The following is a 16,548-nucleotide window of genomic DNA, read 5'->3' on the forward strand; positions in this document are numbered from 1 at the left end:
CAGCGGTGGCTCTTTTATTTCTTCCATATTTCCAGTAAATTGGAAATATGGAAGAAGACATCGCCATCCGCTCCCTGGCTGCCCTCGCGCACAACCTGCGCCTGCGGGTGTTCCGCATGCTCGTGGTCGCGGGGCCTGCGGGCCTGACGCCCGGCGCCATTGCCGAGCAACTCGATGTGCCGGGCGCCACGCTGTCGTTCCATCTGAAGGAGTTGATGCATGCGCAACTCGTGACGCAGGAGCGTGATGGCCGGAACCTCATCTACCGCGCCGAATTCGCTCACATGAGCGCGCTGCTTGGCTTTCTGAGTGAGAACTGCTGCAAGGGCGAGCCATGTCTCGATGTCAGTTCCACGGCTTGTCAGTGCTGAGACCTGTGTACCAATGACCACCAACGTACTGTTTCTCTGCACCCACAACTCCGCGCGCAGCGTGCTGAGCGAGGGCATGCTCAACCACTGGGCGCAGATGCTCAACAAGGATGTCCGCGCCTACAGCGCAGGCAGTGCGCCGAGCGGCCGCATCAACCCGTTCGCGCTGGAAGCGCTCGCCAATGCGGGCATGGACACCAAGGGTTACCACAGCAAAAGCTGGGATGCGTTCGTGGCCGACGGTGCGCCACAGATGCGCGTGGTCATTACCGTGTGCGACAGCGCGGCTGCCGAGCCATGCCCGTACTGGCCTGGCAGCCCGGTCAAGGTGCACTGGGGTTATGCAGACCCATCCAACGCACCGGGCGGTGACGCAGGCAAGCGCCACGCCTTCGAGATCACGCGCCAAGCCATCGGCTACCGTGTGCTGCAACTGCTGATGTTGCCGCTCGACACGCTGAGCAACACCGAGCTGCAGGCCAAGCTTGAGCGCATCTCGCAAAGCTGAGCGCCATGGCTGACCTGCGAACCCGCCTTCTTGCCGAAGCATTGGGAACGGCGCTGCTGCTGGCCACCGTGATCGGCTCGGGCATCATGGCCGAGCGGCTGGCTGGCGGGAACGCGGCGATTGCGTTGCTGGCCAACACGGCTGCCACGGTGGGCGGCCTGTATATGTTGATCGAGGTGTTCGGCCCGACGAGCGGCGCGCATTTCAACCCCGCAGTCAGCGCAGTGATGGTGGCGCAGGGCGAGTTGCCCTGGGCTGACCTGATGCCCTACGTGATCGCGCAACTCGTTGGCGCCGTGCTGGGCGCATGGCTGGCGCACGCGATGTTCGACCTGTCGCTCATCCAGTTCTCGACCAAGCTGCGCAGCGGACTCGGCCAATGGATTGCCGAAGCTGTGGCGACAGCTGGTTTGCTGCTGGTCATCCTGCGCGCGCCGCAGGGTAAGGCGTCTGCCATGGTGGCTGCCTACATCGGCGCAGCTTACTGGTTCACGGCTTCCACGTCGTTCGCCAATCCGGCGGCGGCGTTCGGGCGCATGTTCAGCAACAGCTTTGCAGGCATCGCGCCGTCGAGCGTGTCCGGCTTCATCGCCGCCGAGTGCGTTGGAGCAGCGCTCGGGCTTATGCTGCATCGTTTGCTCGGGCCACGGCTATCGCAATGTGGCGATTCAAAAGGAGTCGAGCAGTAGTTGAAGCGCCTTGAGTGCTGCCAACATTGGCGACCGCCCCGTTCAGGTAAGCGACGCATTTCCGCTATGGGTGGGAAACAGCAGTTGGGAGGAGGCTGGCGTATCGAAGTTTAGAGTTGTGTGCGGACGTTCGTTGAGCCGTCTGGCGACGGCATTGAGCTTAGCCTGCGAAATGAGTCCGTCGCTTTGAGTTGGATCGCCTCTAGCATGGCGTGGTCCTCGTCTCCGACGACAGCAATATCCCAGCCCGGATGGTTCGATACGCTCGAAACGTCTCGCCGCCTCTCAGCCTTTCAGCCCGTCAGCCAAACTTGCGCGCCGCATCGCGCGCCAGGCCAGAACCGATTCCGCCGAACAGGTCGCCCTCGACGCGCCGCGCCGACGGCAGCACTTGCGCCAGTTGCTCGCGCAGCAGCGGCACCCCGCTGGAGCCGCCGGCGAAGAGAATGGTATCGACCGCTTCCGCTGCGACGCCCGCCGTCTTCAGCATCGCCTGCACCGTCGAGACCGTCTTGCCGACCAGCTTCCCAATCGACTGGTCGAAGTCCTCGCGCGTGACGGGCTGCTTCAACTCGGGCGCGATGCGGTGCAGGTCGATCTCCGCCACCGGGACGTCCGACAGCGCGATCTTCGCGGCTTCCACCTGGATGGCCAGCCAGTGGCCGGCGCGCTCGCGGATCAGGCGGATCAGGCGGTCGAGTTTTTCGGTGTCGGCAACATCTCGGTAATTGTCCATTACCATCGCCCACGCCTTGCGCGTGTACACGTGGTTGATGGTGTGCCAGCTCGCCAGGTCGAAATACTGGCCGGACGGCATCGCCTTGCCGTTGCGCAGCGTGCTGTTCAGGCCCAGTAGCGGCATCACGCTGGCTAGGCTCAGGGCGCGGTCGAAGTCGGTGCCACCGATGTGAACGCCGCCGTTGGCGAGGATGTCCTCGCGGCGGTCAAGGCGTTTCGCGCGGTCGGGCGACAGGCGCACCAGCGAGAAGTCCGACGTACCGCCGCCAATGTCCGCCACCAGCACAAGTTCTTCACCGCTGATGCCGGCCTCGTAGTCGAACGCGGCGGCGATGGGCTCGTACTGGAAGGCGATCTCGTCGAAGCCGGCGTCGCGCGCGATTTCCGCCAGCGTGTCTTCGGCGAGCTGGTCGGCCTTGGGATCTTCGTCGATGAAGAACACCGGGCGGCCCAGCACGGCGCGGCGGAATTCATGGCCGGCGGCGCGCTCGGCGCGGCTCTTGAGTTCGCCGATGAAATGCGCCAGCAGCTTGCGGAAGGGCATGGCCTGGCCCATGACCTCGGTGCTGTCGTCCATCATCGACGTGCCGAGCAGGCTCTTGAGCGAGCGCATCAGGCGGCCCTCGTAGCCGGCAAGATAGTCGGTCAGCGCGGCACGGCCGTAGCTGACCAGCGGGTCTTCGGCGTGAAAGAAGATGACGGAAGGCAGTGTAGCCTTGCCGTCTTCGAGCGGCAGCAGGGTGGGTGCGTCCGAGCGCAGCCAGCCGACGGTGGAGTTGGACGTGCCGAAATCGACGCCGCAAGCGTTTGACATCATAGGAGTGGGGCTTCTTGAGTGCAGCGGGAGGCATGCGCCTGCACGGGATATCAGGAGCGGGCGCCACCGGCGAAGGGGCGCTATTGTAGTGGCTTTGTGCGACGGATCCGCGGATTGAGCGAGGCTATATCCAGGTCCACTATCTTCCTGCATGGCGCGATCCGGCCTATGGTGCCAACGCGTGTTGATTTGCACGGAATCCTGACCCACCCGAGGTAGGTTTTTGCATCGAATGTTGACCCACGTATAGAACACTGTCCCGCTCGGCAACGAGCGGGAGATCGGAGTGATCGACGTGGCCATACTGAGCATCATTCGACGCTGGCATCTTCGCGACCAGATCCCGCTGCGCGAGATCGCCAGACGCCTGGGCATCTCCAGGAACACGGTCAGGCGCTATCTGCGCGCTGACACCACGGCACCGGCCTATCCTGCACGGCAGAGTCCGAGCAAGCTCGACGGCCATGCCGCCAAGCTCTCCGCTTGGCTCAAGACCGAGGCCAACAAGCCACGCAAGCAACGGCGCACACTCAAGCAGATCCACACTGATCTGTGTGCCTTGGGCTTCACCGGCTCCTACGATCGCGTTGCCGCATTCGCTCGCCGCTGGCGCCAGGAGCAACAGGAGCAAGCCCGCACGTCGGGGCGAGGCACCTTTATCCCACTGCGCTTCGCAGAGGGTGAGGCCTTCCAGTTCGACTGGAGCGAGGACTGGGCGGTCATCGCCGGCGAGCGCACCAAGCTGCAAGTGGCTCAGTTCAAGCTCAGCCACAGCCGCGCATTCTTCCTGCGCGCGTATCTGCTGCAGACCCACGAGATGCTGTTCGATGCCCATCACCACGCCTTTGTGGCCTGGGGCGGTATCCCGCGTCGCGGCATCTACGACAACATGAAGACCGCCGTGGATCGCGTGCGCCTGGGCAAGTTGCGTGACGTCAACTTGCGCTTCAGCACCATGGTCAGCCACTACCTGTTCGACGCCGAGTTCTGTAACCCGGCCTCGGGCTGGGAGAAGGGGCAGATAGAGAAGAACGTGCAGGACAGCCGTCACCGCATCTGGCAACGCATCCCTGCATTCGGCTCTCTGGCGGCACTTAATGACTGGCTGGCCGACCAGTGCGTACGGCTGTGGCAGCAGACCCGCCATCCTGAGCTGGACATGACCCTCTGGGAGGCCTGGTCGCTGGAGCGGCCACACCTGATGCCCGTGGGGCAGCCGTTCGATGGCTTTGTGGAGCACACCAAGCGCGTCTCACCAACCTGCCTGGTGACCTTCGAGCGCAACCGCTACAGCGTACCGGCGTCGTTTGCCAACCGGCCCATCAGTCTGCGCGTCTATGCCAATCGGCTCGTGTTCGTGGCCGAAGGCCAGGTGATTGCCGAGCACGTGCGGCACATCGACCGTAGCCATCTTCCGGGGCGCACAATCTATGACTGGCACCACTACCTCGCGGTGCTGCAGCGTAAGCCCGGTGCGCTGCGTAACGGCGCACCGTTCGCCGAACTGCCAGAGGGCTTCCGACGCCTGCAATCCACACTGCTCAAACGCCCTGGTGGCGATCGCGAGATGGTCGAGATCCTGGCGCTGGTGCTGTTGCACGACGAACAGGCCGTGCTCACTGCGGTGGAGCTCGCACTGGAGGCGGGTGCCCCGTCCAAGCAAACCATCCTGAACATCCTCAGCCGCCTCCTGGAAGGCGAGCCCGTGGCACCGATCACCTCACCACAGGCACTGGCGCTGCACGTCGAACCGCAGGCCAACGTCGGCCGCTACGACAGCTTGCGAGATCGGGAGGTGCATCATGCAGCATGAAGTCATGTTGGAGATGCTCAAGTCGTTGAAGCTGCACGGCATGGCACAAGCGCTGGGCGACCTGGCGGCGCAGGACTCGCCGGCCTACCAGTCGGCCGTGGCCATCCTGTCGCGTCTGCTCAAGGCCGAGCTCACCGAGCGCGAGGTGCGCTCGCTGGCCTATCAGATGAAGGTGGCGCGCTTCCCAGCCTACCGAGACCTGACCGGCTTCGACTTCAGTTGCAGCGAGGCCAACGAAGCACTGGTGCGGCAGCTTCACCGCTGCGAGTTCCTCGAGTCGGCGCACAACATCGTGCTGGTCGGCGGCCCAGGTACGGGCAAGACCCATCTCGGCACCGCCATCGGCGTGCAGGCCGTGGAGCACCATCACCGTCGAGTGCGCTTCTTCTCGACCGTGGAGCTCGTCAACGCGTTGGAACTGGAGAAGGTCTCAGGCAAGCCGGGACACCTGGCCACGCGACTCATGTATGCCGACCTGGTGATCCTCGATGAGCTGGGCTATCTGCCGTTCAGCCAGACCGGCGGCGCATTGCTGTTCCACCTGATCAGCAAGCTCTACGAGCGCACCAGCCTCGTCATCACCACCAACCTGAGCTTCGGCGAATGGTCCAGCGTCTTCGGGGACGCCAAGATGACCACCGCGCTATTGGATCGCCTCACGCACCACTGCCACATTGTTGAAACCGGCAACGATAGCTATCGTTTCAAGCACAGCACCACCCAGCCCAAGAAGGAGAAACGCACCGCCAAACAACCCGCACAAAGCGACACCTAACAGCCTTTGGGGTGGGTCAGTTTTCGATGCAAATCCTGGGTCAGGATTCGGTGCAAATCAACACGCTGACCTTTGGTGATGCCGCGCTTACGCATTTGCTTGACGTAGTCGTAGGCGCGCTCAAATTTCTTCTTGTGTTTAGGGGGGAGCGTTGCGGTACACACGACCATCTGAGTCGGGGCGCGCTTTTCTCCGAATGGGACCGATCCGCTATCCCTTACGACAGTCAGTTTCTGAGATGTGATGTCGCTGGCGAGCTTTCCGATGCGTTCGCGGCGGATGCGGCCGGTAGATAGGTTCTCCAGTTGAACGTACTGGTCGTCCAGGACACGTTGGACCTGCCACTGAGCGTCGCCGCTCTGCAAGACTAGATCCGTATCAAGCGTGTAGATCGACATCGATGCCTCCGACCGGGTAGACCAACTGATCCTCATCGAAGTCGAACGCCTCGTTGATCCGAAGGCGTCTACGCCCGACTAAATGCAGAACCGTCTCAACGGAGGTGGATGCCTCACACGCTACATCGCGGATTTTGATGCCATTGGGACAATGGCAGGCGACAGCGATGATTCGCTCCGTTACCACTTTGGAAATATGGCTACGTGCGTGCCGAAGTAGAACTGAGGCGCGCTCGTGGCGTTTGCCGTGGTGAATTTGTTTTTCCGTGGCTACGACGAACTGGAAGCCCTTCTCTTGCAGACGTTGCTCGGCACATGCCAATCGCGGCTTGTTCCTATCGTCGCGCGCTCGCTTGTCAGGCTTCACCTCGACCACGACTTTCTTGTCGGGTCCGACCAAGAGGAAGTCGGGGAAATATGTGCCCAGTTCTCCGAGATCCAGCGAAAAAGGTTGGTGAGCTATCGAAGAAATCTCGAGGTCCAGAAGCGCAAGGCGCACAAAATCGCGTTCAAGCAGACTCTCGTATTCGATGGGGGTGGACTGGAACCACGGGCAGGCGATAAGCCCCACTCGTCGGTGCGGCGAGCGGGTTACGACCTTTCTGGCGGCTTGCATGAGGTCTCTCCAAGCAAAGGGGATCCGTCTCCCCGAAGGGAAGGCTTGAAGAGGACTTGACAGGTGGGATAGTGCGTTCGATACTGACTGCGCCAACAGAGGTATCGAAAGGTATCTCCACGCCGCCTAGTCCTCCGGGGTTAGGTGGCGTTTTTATTTTCTACATAGGTGTCTCCTCTACGCGTTTCAGCGTACGGCTTGTGCAAGTGGCCCCCCGATCGCTGCGTCGGAATACCTCCAGCATTGCGGACAAGGCTTTGGCGTCCGCTGGAGACAGGGTTGGGAGCAACTCGGAAAACTGAGCGCACAGGTGGTACGCCGCAGCCGGCGCACCGCGCTGAGGCAGGCTGAAGTGGCGCGATACCTCGAAAGCCTCACGCAGGCTAGCTTCGTCAGCGCCACCTAGATCTAAGACGCGGACGATTCGTTCGACGAGCTCCGCTTCCTTGGGAAGCTTAGAGCCGCATTCGAGCGCCGAGATGTAGGACTGACGATAGCCCAACCGCGCCGCGAACTCCCCCTGTGCCAGTTCGAACCTCGCACGTAGCATCCTTAGAACTATCGAAAATGGGCTCATTGGAGAGTCGAGAAATTCTTTGGTGCTAAGAGTAAGAAATCGTTGAGACCCTTTCAAGAATTTTATCTCGCATGGAGATGGATAATTACTTTGAGCGATATAAAAGGCGTAGATGGGGCGCTTACGCTAGATAGGCTTATATGCTTGTAATCATGGTAATAACCAATCTGGTGCGAGATGGATTGGGGCCAGGAGCATGATTGCGCGGCATCGGGGGCGGGTGTTGGTGGGGTGACGAACAGACGGGGACTGTTTTCTTCATAGATCAGTTGCTCGGCGTTGCTGAGAGCGATATAGCCCCCAGCGGTTTGGGATTGTGTGATCTGGGGTGGGTCCGCCATTTCCACTTCCCGGACGAAATTTATGTTTTCACCCTGAATCAGCATGACTTTTCGACAAAAACAAGCGATCTTGCTGGTCAAGAAGACGACCTCACGTGAGCGTTGCGTGGCCGAGAGCGCTGATTGGGTCCCCTAACGGTGCAAATGAGGCTGTGGGAATTGGCTTCTATTGAAGAGACGGTCAGTGTGAATTCGAAAAGAACCAGTATCACGGGATTTTGGTAGAACGATTTAATAGGCAAAAAAGGGGCGTTTATCCTCCGGTTTTGGGCGCAGAAAGAAATGGGTGTTTATTCGCATATCCATGGCACTAGAGGCGCAAAAAGGGCGCTTACGGTAGACGGTTTCGTTTGCGTGGAATCATGGCGGGAATAGATCTGACGCCGGAAGAGATGGAGGCGGAACTGGGTGAAAAGCTCAGGTCGCTTCGCCTGCTCAGGAATCTCGAGCAGAAGACGCTGGCTGAAACGGCTGGCGTAAGCGTCAGGGCATTGCGTAACCTCGAGGGAGGCCATGGCTCGACGGTCAAGACCCTGGTCTGCGTGCTCCGTGCTTTGGGGCGGCAGGATTGGCTCAACACCGTTGCGCCGGTTGACACCACCAATCCGTTGACTCTCACTCGTGAGGCCCAGCCCCGGCTGCGCGCCTCCCATTCGCGTCTGCGTCGTTCCACTTGAGCCGGGTGCAGCGCCGCCTGCGCCAAGGTTCTCGACGCCATGGGTCTCGCGCAGCCAGCCGCCAATGTGGAGAACTACTACATCGCCCCTCGCGAGTGCCCGCGGTATGGCAGCCACATTGGCGTGGCTGATGATTCCACTCCCGTATTCATCCCACCACAGGTATCCCGGCGCGGCGATATCGCTTAGGTTAATACATGCTGCAAGCCGCCCAGAATTTCCGAATCCTAGGCAACGGCCGATAACTATTCTTCATTCCTACTTTTTGTAGGAGAGCGTCATCTGGCATTCCATCCCCTGGGGCGAAGTTCAAGAGGGGGGGGGGACCTTTCTCTAAGCTAACAGTGCATCGCCGTAGTTGTTCGGCTGTTGCGTATAACTGTGCCGGTTAAGGCACGCAAAGCAGAGAAAGCTTGTGCCCGAATTACTTGCAATCCTCGCGCTACTGATCTGGAGCTCGCTAGCCGCTTCCGCGGTTGCGTTGAGCGGAATTCCTGCACCTTTCTCTACAGGTGTTGCTTTGGTGATTGGTGGTGCATGTGGCCTCCCATGGGTCCGTTGGCGAGAGCTGCCTCCGTCTGCAGTCCTAGTCGGTGCCGCGGCGATGTTCGGCTATCACGGGCTGTATTTCCTGAGCCTCAAATTGGCTGAGCCAGTTGCAGCCAATCTCCTGCACTACCTCTGGCCGCTCCTAATCATCCTCCTCACGCCGGTGTTGTTGCCCAATCACCGGCTTTCATGCACACCCGTGGTTGCGGGTCTGCTCGGCTTTGCAGGCGTTGCGGCATGTGTTGGCGACGCCCCCGCAGCGGACCTGGGTGCGTGGTGGGGATAGGTGTGTGGGGGATGCCCTTGCGGGGGCTGGTGCGGTCGTGCCAGATGGGCTGTGTCCACCAGTAAAGGTAGTTGGATAGAAACCGGCTTCTGTTACTTGGATCATGTCGTATCACCTGCTCCTTGCCGCGGGGCATTCAGCACACGCGGCGACATCGGGTGATACGCATTAGATCGCAGAGGCTACCCACCCCGGCAAGCACCGTCGACATGGTCGAGCGCCAATATCACGCACGACGGCTCGCTGCTGTCATTCCCGAACTTCAAGCTTTCCGAACTCTCGTTCTGATCCGGTACGGTGCCGCCGCCATACCACTGGCAGGCCATTGCTCGCGTTGCACCAGTGGAACGCTGTGATGCATGAGTGCGCCCAAATTCTCCTAAAAATTAACTAAAGCAAGAATTAATATTGCCTCCAACTCGGTGGTCCCCTGGCGTCGGTCCTCGCCTCTCTCAGCCAACAGAGTACGTGGAGGGCCTTGAGGCCGTCTTGTGACCCACAGCGGACGTCTACGCCGTGGCACGCGCTCAAAGACGGATTCTCCCGCGCTGATCCCATCTTGTTAATTAATTAACACGTCAATTAATAGTTTGTAATCATGCGCGAATATTCTGTGGACATGGGCGGAGCGGACAGTCGGCAGCCTCTGGGCCACCACTTGGAAAAGCGGCTTGGTATAGCAGCGTTGGCGGCCGCCATGTTGCTTGGCGGTTGTGCTGTCGGCCCGGACTTCAAGTTACCTGCGGCTCCGAAGGAAACCTCTTACACCGAGCAGCCATTACCTGCGGCTACCGCCAGTGCACCCGGATTGGGCGGTGCGTCGCAGCGTTTTGCGCCCGGTGGCGATATATCGGCACAGTGGTGGACGCTGTTCCATTCGGCCGAAATCGACGCGCTGATCAAGGAGGCGCTGACCAACAGTCCGACGTTGGGTGCCGCGCAGGCGACCCTTCGACAAGCCCGCGAAACGCTGAGGGCTAACCAGGGCGGACTTCTTCTGCCCAGCGTAACGGCGCAAACGCAGGGGTCACGTCAGCGGACCTCTGGCGGCGCGACCGGCACATCGTTTGGCGCTGCCGAATTGAACACGCTCAATGCAACGGTGAGCGTCTCGTACAACGTTGACGTCTTCGGTAGCGCCCGGCGGCAGATCGAGGGGGTCGAAGCGCAAGTGGATGCGTCACGGTTTCAGCTTGAGGCCACCTATCTGACGCTGACGGCAAACGTCGTCACCACCGCGTTGCGCGAAGCCTCTTTGCGCGCCCAATTGCGAGCCACGGAGGAAATCGCTGAAGCGCAAGCACAGCAACTCCGTCTTGTGCAGCAACAGTTTTCGGTAGGCGCAGTACCGCGCTCGACGGTTCTACAGCAGCAGACTCAGCTTGCCACGACTCGCGCAAGCATTCCCGGATTGGAAAAGCAGCTCGGTCAAACACGCGACCAGCTCGCGGTACTCATAGGCAAGGCGCCATCGGCCGCCGAGTTGCCCGTCATCAAGCTCGAGAATCTGACACTGCCGACCGAATTGCCAGTCAGTCTGCCCTCGTCTCTCGTGCGGCAACGCCCGGACATTAGGGCGAGCGAGGCTCAGCTCCACCAAGCCAGCGCTCAAATTGGTGTTGCCACTGCCGCGATGCTTCCTCAGTTCAGCATTACCGGCGACTACGGTTACCAAGGCTCCCGGCTGGCAAATCTCTTCAATCCGGCAAACGTTCTTTGGTCACTGGCGGGCGGCTTGACCCAGCCCATCTTCAAGGGCGGGCAATTGACGGCAGAACGTCGCGCCGCCATCGCCGCTTACGACGCCGCCTGGCAGCAATACCGCAGTACGGTTCTGCAAGGCGTGCAAAACGTCGCCGACACGCTCGTCGCGCTCGAAACCGACGCCCGGACTTTGGCCGCCGATGTCGAGGCTGACAGCCTCGCACGGGAAACGCTGGATCTAGCGGCCGCCCAATACAAGCTGGGGGCCGTGAGCTATCTGACCCTGCTCGATGCGCAGCGTCAGTACTACCAAGCGCACGTGACGCTCATCCAAGCTCAAGCCACTCGCTTTACCGATACCGCAACGTTGTTCCAGGCCCTTGGTGGAGGCTGGTGGAACCGTACTGAATCTTTGGCTGAGGTACCGTCGCCGTCGGCATGGTCTGGCCAAGTTGAACAACAGAATCCGTGAGGACGACCATGGCCGATACCAACACCACCCTTCCTTCATCAGCATCTCTTGCGGAGCCGCGCGGCCCCCAAAAGCGACGTCTGCTTCGACCGATGCTCATCATGGGCGCGATCGTGCTGCTCATTGTCGCGATTATTGGAGGTACCAAGTTTGTTCAGATATCCAACCTCATCGCTCAAGCAAAGCAGCCGCAACCGCCTGCCGTCGTAACAGCAACAAAAGCGCAGTTGGCTGAGTGGCAACCGAATGTCGCTGCCGTGGGATCAATGAAGGCATTCCGCGGCGTTGATGTCACTACAGAGGCGGGGGGGATCGTCCGGACGATTGCCTTCAAGCCTGGCCAAGACGTATCGGCAGGAGCACTTCTTGTGCAGCTCAACGCGGATGCCGACGTCGCTCAGCTGCACTCGCTGCAAGCCACGGCCGATTTGGCAGCCACCGTGCTCAAGCGCGACAAGGCGCAGCTCGCGGTCAACGCAGTGTCGCAGGCCCAAGTGGATGCGGATGAGGCTGACCTGAAGTCCAAGCGTGCCGCTGCAGAACAGCAGCGTGCCCTTGTGGAGAAGAAGACGATCCGTGCACCGTTTGCTGGGCGAATCGGTGTGACAAGTGTCAACCCCGGTCAGTACCTGAACCCCGGCGACAAGGTGGCAACGCTGCAAACCGTCGATCCTATCTACATCGACTTCAATGTGCCGCAGGGGCAGCTCTCGGCCATTGCGCTGGGGCAGACGGTCTCCGTGACCACCGACGGCCTGCCCGGGCAGGCATTTGCCGGCAAGGTCACCGCCATCGACACAAAGGTGGACCAAACAACGCGCAATGTCATTGTTGAAGCAACCGTTCCGAATCCGAAGCAACTACTTCTGCCGGGCATGTTTGCACGTGCGGCCGTTGCTTCAGGCGCCACGCAGCGTTATCTGACGGTCCCGCAGACCGCAGTGACGTACAACCCGTACGGCACAACCGTATTCATTGCTGCGAAGGGCAAGAACGAGCAAGGGCAAGAGGTGCTGACAGCTCAGCAGACCTTCGTCAAACCTGGGCCGACCCGCGGAGATCAAGTTGCCATTCTGACGGGCATCAAGGAGGGCGACCAGGTCATTACGAGCGGCCAAATGAAGCTCAAGAACGGTTCGCCCGTGAGGATCGACAACAGCATTGCGCCGACGAATGCCATCGCGCCGACGCCGCAGGAGCAGTGAGGTCCAACATGAAATTCACCGACATCTTCATCAAGCGGCCTGTGTGGGCGGTCGTCATCTCTCTACTGATTCTGATTCTGGGCCTGCGCTCGATCTTCGGCCTGCCGGTCAATCAATGGCCGCGTACCGAGAACACCGTGGTTACGATCACCACGAACTACTACGGGGCAGACGCGGCCACTGTGGCGGGGTTCATCACGCAGCCGATGGAGTCAGCCATCGCGCAAGCGCAAGGGATCGATTACCTGTCGTCCTCGAGCATCACCGGTGTCTCCACAATTACCGCGACGCTTCGGCTGAACTACGATTCGAGCAAGGCGCTCACCGAGATCAACACGCAGATCAACTCGGTGAAGAACCAACTGCCCGCGCAAGCACAGCAGCCCGTGCTATCGGTGGCGGTGGGACAGACAACGGACGCCATGTACCTTGGGTTCTACAGCGATGTTCTGGCCACCAACAACATCACCGACTACCTGGCCCGTGTCGTCAAGCCTAAGCTCGATGCCATTGAGGGCGTGCAGACGGCGGAGATATTGGGCGGGCGGCAGTTTGCCCTGCGAGCATGGCTTGATCCGGCCAAGCTGGCTGCGCACAACGTCTCGGCTCAGGACGTCTACGCTGCACTGTCAAACAACAATTATCTGTCCGCTGTTGGTTCAACCAAGGGACAGATGGTGAAGGTCGACCTTACCGCCGGTACGGATCTGCACAACGTAGACGAGTTCAAGCGTCTTGTGATCAAGCAGAACGGCGACGCACTGGTTCACCTGGAAGACGTGGCCAATGTCACGCTGGGCGCGGAAAACTATGACACCAGCGTTGCCTTCTCGGGCAAGCGTTCGGTGTTCATCGGTATCAAGGTGGCGCCCAACGCCAACATCTTGACCGTGGCCGAGAAGGTGCGCCAAGCATTTCCGGAGCTGAAGTCGCAGTTGCCCGCCGGAGTGCGCGGCGACATTGTTTACGACTCGACGGAGTTCATCAACACGTCGATCGATGAGGTCATCAAGACGCTGGCTGAGGCGCTTCTCATCGTCACGATCGTCATTTATCTGTTCCTTGGAGCGTTTCGCGCAGTCATCGTGCCGCTGGTGGCCATTCCGCTGTCACTAGTAGGAACCTTCTTCATCATGTTCCTGCTCGGATACTCGATCAACCTGCTGACTTTGTTGGCGTTGGTTCTTGCAATCGGGCTGGTGGTGGATGACGCCATCATCGTGGTGGAGAACGTTGATCGGCACATCAAGGAAGAGGGAAAGAGCGTCATGGAAGCGGCGCTCATCGCAGCCCGAGAACTTGGCGGCCCGATCCTGGCCATGACGGTGGTGCTGGTCGCCGCTTACGTGCCCATTGGCTTGCGCAGTGGCCTCACTGGGGCATTGTTCAAGGAGTTCTGTTTCTCCTTGGCTGGAGCTGTCACCGTGTCTGGCATCGTGGCGCTGACGCTCTCGCCGATGATGACTTCGCGGCTGTTTAAATCTGGTCAGGAAGAAGGCCGCTTTGCCCGCCTGCTGGACCATTATTTTGATCGCCTGCGCGGCGCTTACCACCGCCTGCTCACAAAGGGCATCAACATTTGGCCTGTTCTCGTGACCTTCGGGTTCATTCTGTTTGCCTTGGTTGCGGCGGCTGGTTTTACGGCACGAAGTGAGCTTTCACCGACAGAAGACCAAGGCCTTGTCTTCATGCAACTTCGAGGGGCTCCAAATGCTTCGCCGCAGCAGATGCAGATGCTCGCAGACCATGCTTATCAGATCGCGAAGAAGGAGCCGGAGTACGACCAGATGTTCCAACTGACGGGCGTTCCCGCGCTCAATCAGGGCCTAGGTGGTGTTCTTCTGAAGCCGTGGAACCAGCGCGACCGTTCGCAGGCTGATCTGGTCCGAGATCTACAACGCAAGTGGAGCGAGGTCGCGGGTGCCCAGATTGCCGCCTTCCCGCTTCCGTCTCTGCCGGGGGCGCAGGGTCTGCCGGTGCAGTTTGTTATCACCACAACGGAGCCCATCGACAACCTGAACGAGGTCGCACAGGCGGTCATGGCTGAGGCCCAGAAACAGCAATTGTTCTGGTTTGCGGATCTTGATCTCAAGCTCGACAAGCCGCAGGCCAAACTCGTCGTCGATCGCGAGAAGATTGCCGCGCTCGGGATGACGGAGGCGGATGTCGGTGCGGCGCTATCTGCGGCATTGGGCGGCAACTATGTGAACTACTTCTCCATCGCCGGGCGGTCATACAAGGTGATTCCTCAGACGTTGCAGGTAGATCGCCTGAATCCGGATCAAATCCTGGACTACTACATCCGTACCCCTTCCGGATCGATGATCCCCGCTCGAACGGTTGCCCATATCGAAACATCTGTGCAGCCCGAGTCGATCAACCACTTCCAGCAGTTGAACTCCGCGACGATCTCTGGGGTGAGCGGACTTTCTCAAGGCGAGTTGCTTGAAAAGATGCGCACGATTCTCACCAAGGTAGCGCCGAAGGGATACTCGGCGGACTACTCGGGCGAGTCGCGTCAGTTCATGCAGGAGTCTGGGGGCTTCGTTGGCCTGCTGCTGTTCTCGATCCTGATTGTGTACCTTGCATTGGCCTTCCAGTTTGAGAGCTACCGCGATCCGATCGTGATCTTGTTCTCCGTGCCGCCTGCACTTTTTGGTGCTCTGGCATTCATCACCACCGGTTTCGCGTCCATCAACGTCTATACGCAGGTGGGTCTTGTGACCCTGCTGGGATTGATTACCAAGCATGGGATTCTCATTGTTCAGTTTGCCAATGAACTCCAACGTGCTGGACGTAGCAAGCGTGAGGCGATCGAAGAGGCAGCGGCTGTGCGCTTGCGTCCGATTCTGATGACAACGGCTGCAATGGTGCTGGGCGTCGTCCCGCTCGTCTGGGCCTCGGGTGCGGGTGCCGCAGGGCGCCATGACATGGGGCTGGTCATCTTCGCTGGGCTAGGGATCGGAACCATGTTGACCCTCTTCCTGGTGCCCGCGATGTACATGTTCATTGGCACAACGCATCGGTCGGAGGTCGCGAGCCAAGCGGATTCGGTGCCCAGCCCAGCGGTCTGAAGAGCCTAGTCATTCTCCACGAACCGAATTCATGACCGCTCAGGGATCCTCCAATCGGCGCTCCACGCCCGGCCGTCGGCCGGGCCCCTCCGATTCGCACAGCAGAGAGCGATTGCTGGATGAAGCGTTGAAATTGTTCGCCGAGCGCGGCATCGCCAATACCACGCTCGCTCAGATTGCCGAAGCGGCCGAGGTGACATCCGCCATGGTCCACTACAGATTCGAGAGTCGTGACAAGCTGCTGGACGCCATTGTGGAGGAACGCTTGGCTCCGCAGATTCGCGAGATATGGGAGCCTGCCGATTTCGCTCGCGAGTCTGTACTCGAGGTCATTCAAGGCATTGCCCGGCGTGTACTGTCGATCATTGATCACGCTCCCTGGCTGCCTCCGCTGTGGTTGCGCGAGATCATCCAAGAGGGTGGCATGCTGAGGGAGCGGGTTATGCAGCGCATTCCGGACCGGAAAAGCATGGTCTTCAGAAACATCGTAGCGGAGGCGCAGCGCAGCGGAGAAATCAATCCCCAGCTTTCTCCAGATCTGCTCTTCATCTCGCTGATGGCACTGCTGATGGTGCCCCATGCGGCTGCGACGATCCGCGGACGCCTCAGCTCTAGTCCGCCTCTCGACAACGCCACCATTGATCGCCATGTGCTTTCTCTGCTGACGCATGGATTGTCTCCATCGGAGGCGGGCCAGCCCCCGAAGGCGGACGTGCTTTAGCTGAGAGCGGTCGGCGGGCGCGCGATCTGTAACGGTCAAGCGCCGAACACACTTTCGTCAATGTAAAAGCCTGGGCACAGCGATTGCGCTCTTATCGTTCCGCTCATGGAACGTATTTGTGCATTTCACTATCTTCCGTTGCTAATTTGCGTTGCATATAGTGGCCCGTGTGTTGAAGCCGGGCCGTTTCGCAAGGTTAGTCGCTGCCCCGGTATCT

At 60.1% G+C, this 16,548-nt stretch carries 15 protein-coding genes; 11 read left to right on the forward strand and 4 right to left on the reverse strand.

What is annotated here, in order from left to right; all coding sequences use genetic code 11:
- The first annotated feature begins 47 nt into the window (after nucleotides 1-47).
- Genes V6657_RS03090 through V6657_RS03100 form a run of 3 tightly spaced genes read left to right on the forward strand, consistent with a single transcriptional unit; the run spans nucleotide 48 to nucleotide 1,568 of the window.
- The gene (locus V6657_RS03090; RefSeq protein ID WP_021196701.1) at nucleotides 48-371 is read left to right on the forward strand and encodes a metalloregulator ArsR/SmtB family transcription factor; all 324 of its coding nucleotides are present in this window, start codon (nucleotides 48-50) and stop codon (nucleotides 369-371) included.
- Nucleotides 372-384: 13 nt separating this feature from the next.
- On the forward strand, nucleotides 385-879 hold the full coding sequence (locus V6657_RS03095) for an arsenate reductase ArsC (protein WP_048934166.1): 495 nt from the start codon (nucleotides 385-387) through the stop codon (nucleotides 877-879).
- 5 nt (nucleotides 880-884) lie between these two features.
- The gene (locus V6657_RS03100) at nucleotides 885-1,568 is read left to right on the forward strand and encodes an MIP/aquaporin family protein (protein WP_048934167.1); all 684 of its coding nucleotides are present in this window, start codon (nucleotides 885-887) and stop codon (nucleotides 1,566-1,568) included.
- A 301-nt stretch (nucleotides 1,569-1,869) separates the two neighbouring features.
- Here V6657_RS03100 and V6657_RS03105 read toward each other — a convergent pair whose 3' ends face one another.
- Nucleotides 1,870-3,123 (reverse strand): Hsp70 family protein, encoded by a 1,254-nt coding sequence (locus tag V6657_RS03105; protein ID WP_048934168.1) that lies wholly within the window; start codon nucleotides 3,121-3,123, stop codon nucleotides 1,870-1,872.
- Between the two features lie 286 nt (nucleotides 3,124-3,409).
- On the opposite strand from V6657_RS03105, the gene istA reads away from it, so the two are divergent.
- The gene (gene istA / locus V6657_RS03110; RefSeq protein WP_012760797.1) at nucleotides 3,410-4,936 is read left to right on the forward strand and encodes an IS21 family transposase; all 1,527 of its coding nucleotides are present in this window, start codon (nucleotides 3,410-3,412) and stop codon (nucleotides 4,934-4,936) included.
- Nucleotides 4,926-5,711 carry an IS21-like element helper ATPase IstB gene (istB, locus tag V6657_RS03115; RefSeq protein WP_004630242.1) on the forward strand — a complete coding sequence of 262 codons (786 nt, stop codon included), beginning with the start codon at nucleotides 4,926-4,928 and terminating at the stop codon, nucleotides 5,709-5,711. The genes istA and istB overlap by 11 nt, the downstream gene beginning before the upstream one ends.
- Here istB and V6657_RS03120 read toward each other — a convergent pair.
- From V6657_RS03120 to V6657_RS03130, 3 genes are all read right to left on the reverse strand, one after another.
- Entirely contained in the window at nucleotides 5,708-6,109 is a 402-nt protein-coding gene (locus tag V6657_RS03120; RefSeq protein WP_248694812.1) for a hypothetical protein, read from the reverse strand. The genes istB and V6657_RS03120 overlap by 4 nt on opposite strands.
- Nucleotides 6,090-6,725 carry a TnsA endonuclease N-terminal domain-containing protein gene (locus tag V6657_RS03125; protein WP_048935184.1) on the reverse strand — a complete coding sequence of 212 codons (636 nt, stop codon included), beginning with the start codon at nucleotides 6,723-6,725 and terminating at the stop codon, nucleotides 6,090-6,092. Before V6657_RS03125 ends, V6657_RS03120 begins: the two co-directional genes overlap by 20 nt.
- A 160-nt stretch (nucleotides 6,726-6,885) precedes the next feature.
- Nucleotides 6,886-7,302, reverse strand: a complete 417-nt coding sequence (locus tag V6657_RS03130) for a helix-turn-helix transcriptional regulator (RefSeq protein ID WP_082170279.1) — start codon at nucleotides 7,300-7,302, stop codon at nucleotides 6,886-6,888.
- Between the two features lie 200 nt (nucleotides 7,303-7,502).
- On the opposite strand from V6657_RS03130, the gene V6657_RS03135 reads away from it, so the two are divergent.
- From V6657_RS03135 to V6657_RS03160, 6 genes are all read left to right on the forward strand, one after another.
- Nucleotides 7,503-7,742 carry a hypothetical protein gene (locus V6657_RS03135; protein WP_048935182.1) on the forward strand — a complete coding sequence of 80 codons (240 nt, stop codon included), beginning with the start codon at nucleotides 7,503-7,505 and terminating at the stop codon, nucleotides 7,740-7,742.
- Between the two features lie 263 nt (nucleotides 7,743-8,005).
- Nucleotides 8,006-8,320 carry a helix-turn-helix domain-containing protein gene (locus V6657_RS03140; protein WP_248694811.1) on the forward strand — a complete coding sequence of 105 codons (315 nt, stop codon included), beginning with the start codon at nucleotides 8,006-8,008 and terminating at the stop codon, nucleotides 8,318-8,320.
- Nucleotides 8,321-9,852: 1,532 nt separating this feature from the next.
- Nucleotides 9,853-11,331 carry an efflux transporter outer membrane subunit gene (locus V6657_RS03145; RefSeq protein WP_048935197.1) on the forward strand — a complete coding sequence of 493 codons (1,479 nt, stop codon included), beginning with the start codon at nucleotides 9,853-9,855 and terminating at the stop codon, nucleotides 11,329-11,331.
- 92 nt (nucleotides 11,332-11,423) lie between these two features.
- Nucleotides 11,424-12,536: an efflux RND transporter periplasmic adaptor subunit gene (locus V6657_RS03150; RefSeq protein ID WP_171017995.1), complete on the forward strand. Its 1,113-nt coding sequence runs from the start codon at nucleotides 11,424-11,426 to the stop codon at nucleotides 12,534-12,536.
- An 8-nt stretch (nucleotides 12,537-12,544) separates the two neighbouring features.
- On the forward strand, nucleotides 12,545-15,610 hold the full coding sequence (locus tag V6657_RS03155; RefSeq protein WP_048935179.1) for an efflux RND transporter permease subunit: 3,066 nt from the start codon (nucleotides 12,545-12,547) through the stop codon (nucleotides 15,608-15,610).
- Nucleotides 15,611-15,722: 112 nt separating this feature from the next.
- Nucleotides 15,723-16,331, forward strand: a complete 609-nt coding sequence (locus V6657_RS03160; protein WP_338754964.1) for a TetR family transcriptional regulator — start codon at nucleotides 15,723-15,725, stop codon at nucleotides 16,329-16,331.
- Nucleotides 16,332-16,548 lie beyond the last annotated feature (217 nt).

This window comes from Ralstonia sp. RRA, from assembly GCF_037023145.1.
Classification (GTDB): Bacteria; Pseudomonadota; Gammaproteobacteria; order Burkholderiales; family Burkholderiaceae; genus Ralstonia.

Coding starts and splice junctions, on each gene's coding strand:
- V6657_RS03090 (WP_021196701.1), top strand. CDS start 48: ATGGAAGAAGACATCGCCATCCGCTCCCTGGCTGCCCTCGCGCACAAC.
- V6657_RS03120 (WP_248694812.1), bottom strand. CDS start 6,109: ATGTCGATCTACACGCTTGATACGGATCTAGTCTTGCAGAGCGGCGAC.
- V6657_RS03145 (WP_048935197.1), top strand. CDS start 9,853: ATGTTGCTTGGCGGTTGTGCTGTCGGCCCGGACTTCAAGTTACCTGCG.
- V6657_RS03150 (WP_171017995.1), top strand. CDS start 11,424: ATGCTCATCATGGGCGCGATCGTGCTGCTCATTGTCGCGATTATTGGA.
- V6657_RS03095 (WP_048934166.1), top strand. CDS start 385: ATGACCACCAACGTACTGTTTCTCTGCACCCACAACTCCGCGCGCAGC.
- V6657_RS03140 (WP_248694811.1), top strand. CDS start 8,006: ATGGCGGGAATAGATCTGACGCCGGAAGAGATGGAGGCGGAACTGGGT.
- V6657_RS03155 (WP_048935179.1), top strand. CDS start 12,545: ATGAAATTCACCGACATCTTCATCAAGCGGCCTGTGTGGGCGGTCGTC.
- V6657_RS03130 (WP_082170279.1), bottom strand. CDS start 7,302: ATGAGCCCATTTTCGATAGTTCTAAGGATGCTACGTGCGAGGTTCGAA.
- V6657_RS03125 (WP_048935184.1), bottom strand. CDS start 6,725: ATGCAAGCCGCCAGAAAGGTCGTAACCCGCTCGCCGCACCGACGAGTG.
- istB (WP_004630242.1), top strand. CDS start 4,926: ATGCAGCATGAAGTCATGTTGGAGATGCTCAAGTCGTTGAAGCTGCAC.
- V6657_RS03105 (WP_048934168.1), bottom strand. CDS start 3,123: ATGATGTCAAACGCTTGCGGCGTCGATTTCGGCACGTCCAACTCCACC.
- V6657_RS03100 (WP_048934167.1), top strand. CDS start 885: ATGGCTGACCTGCGAACCCGCCTTCTTGCCGAAGCATTGGGAACGGCG.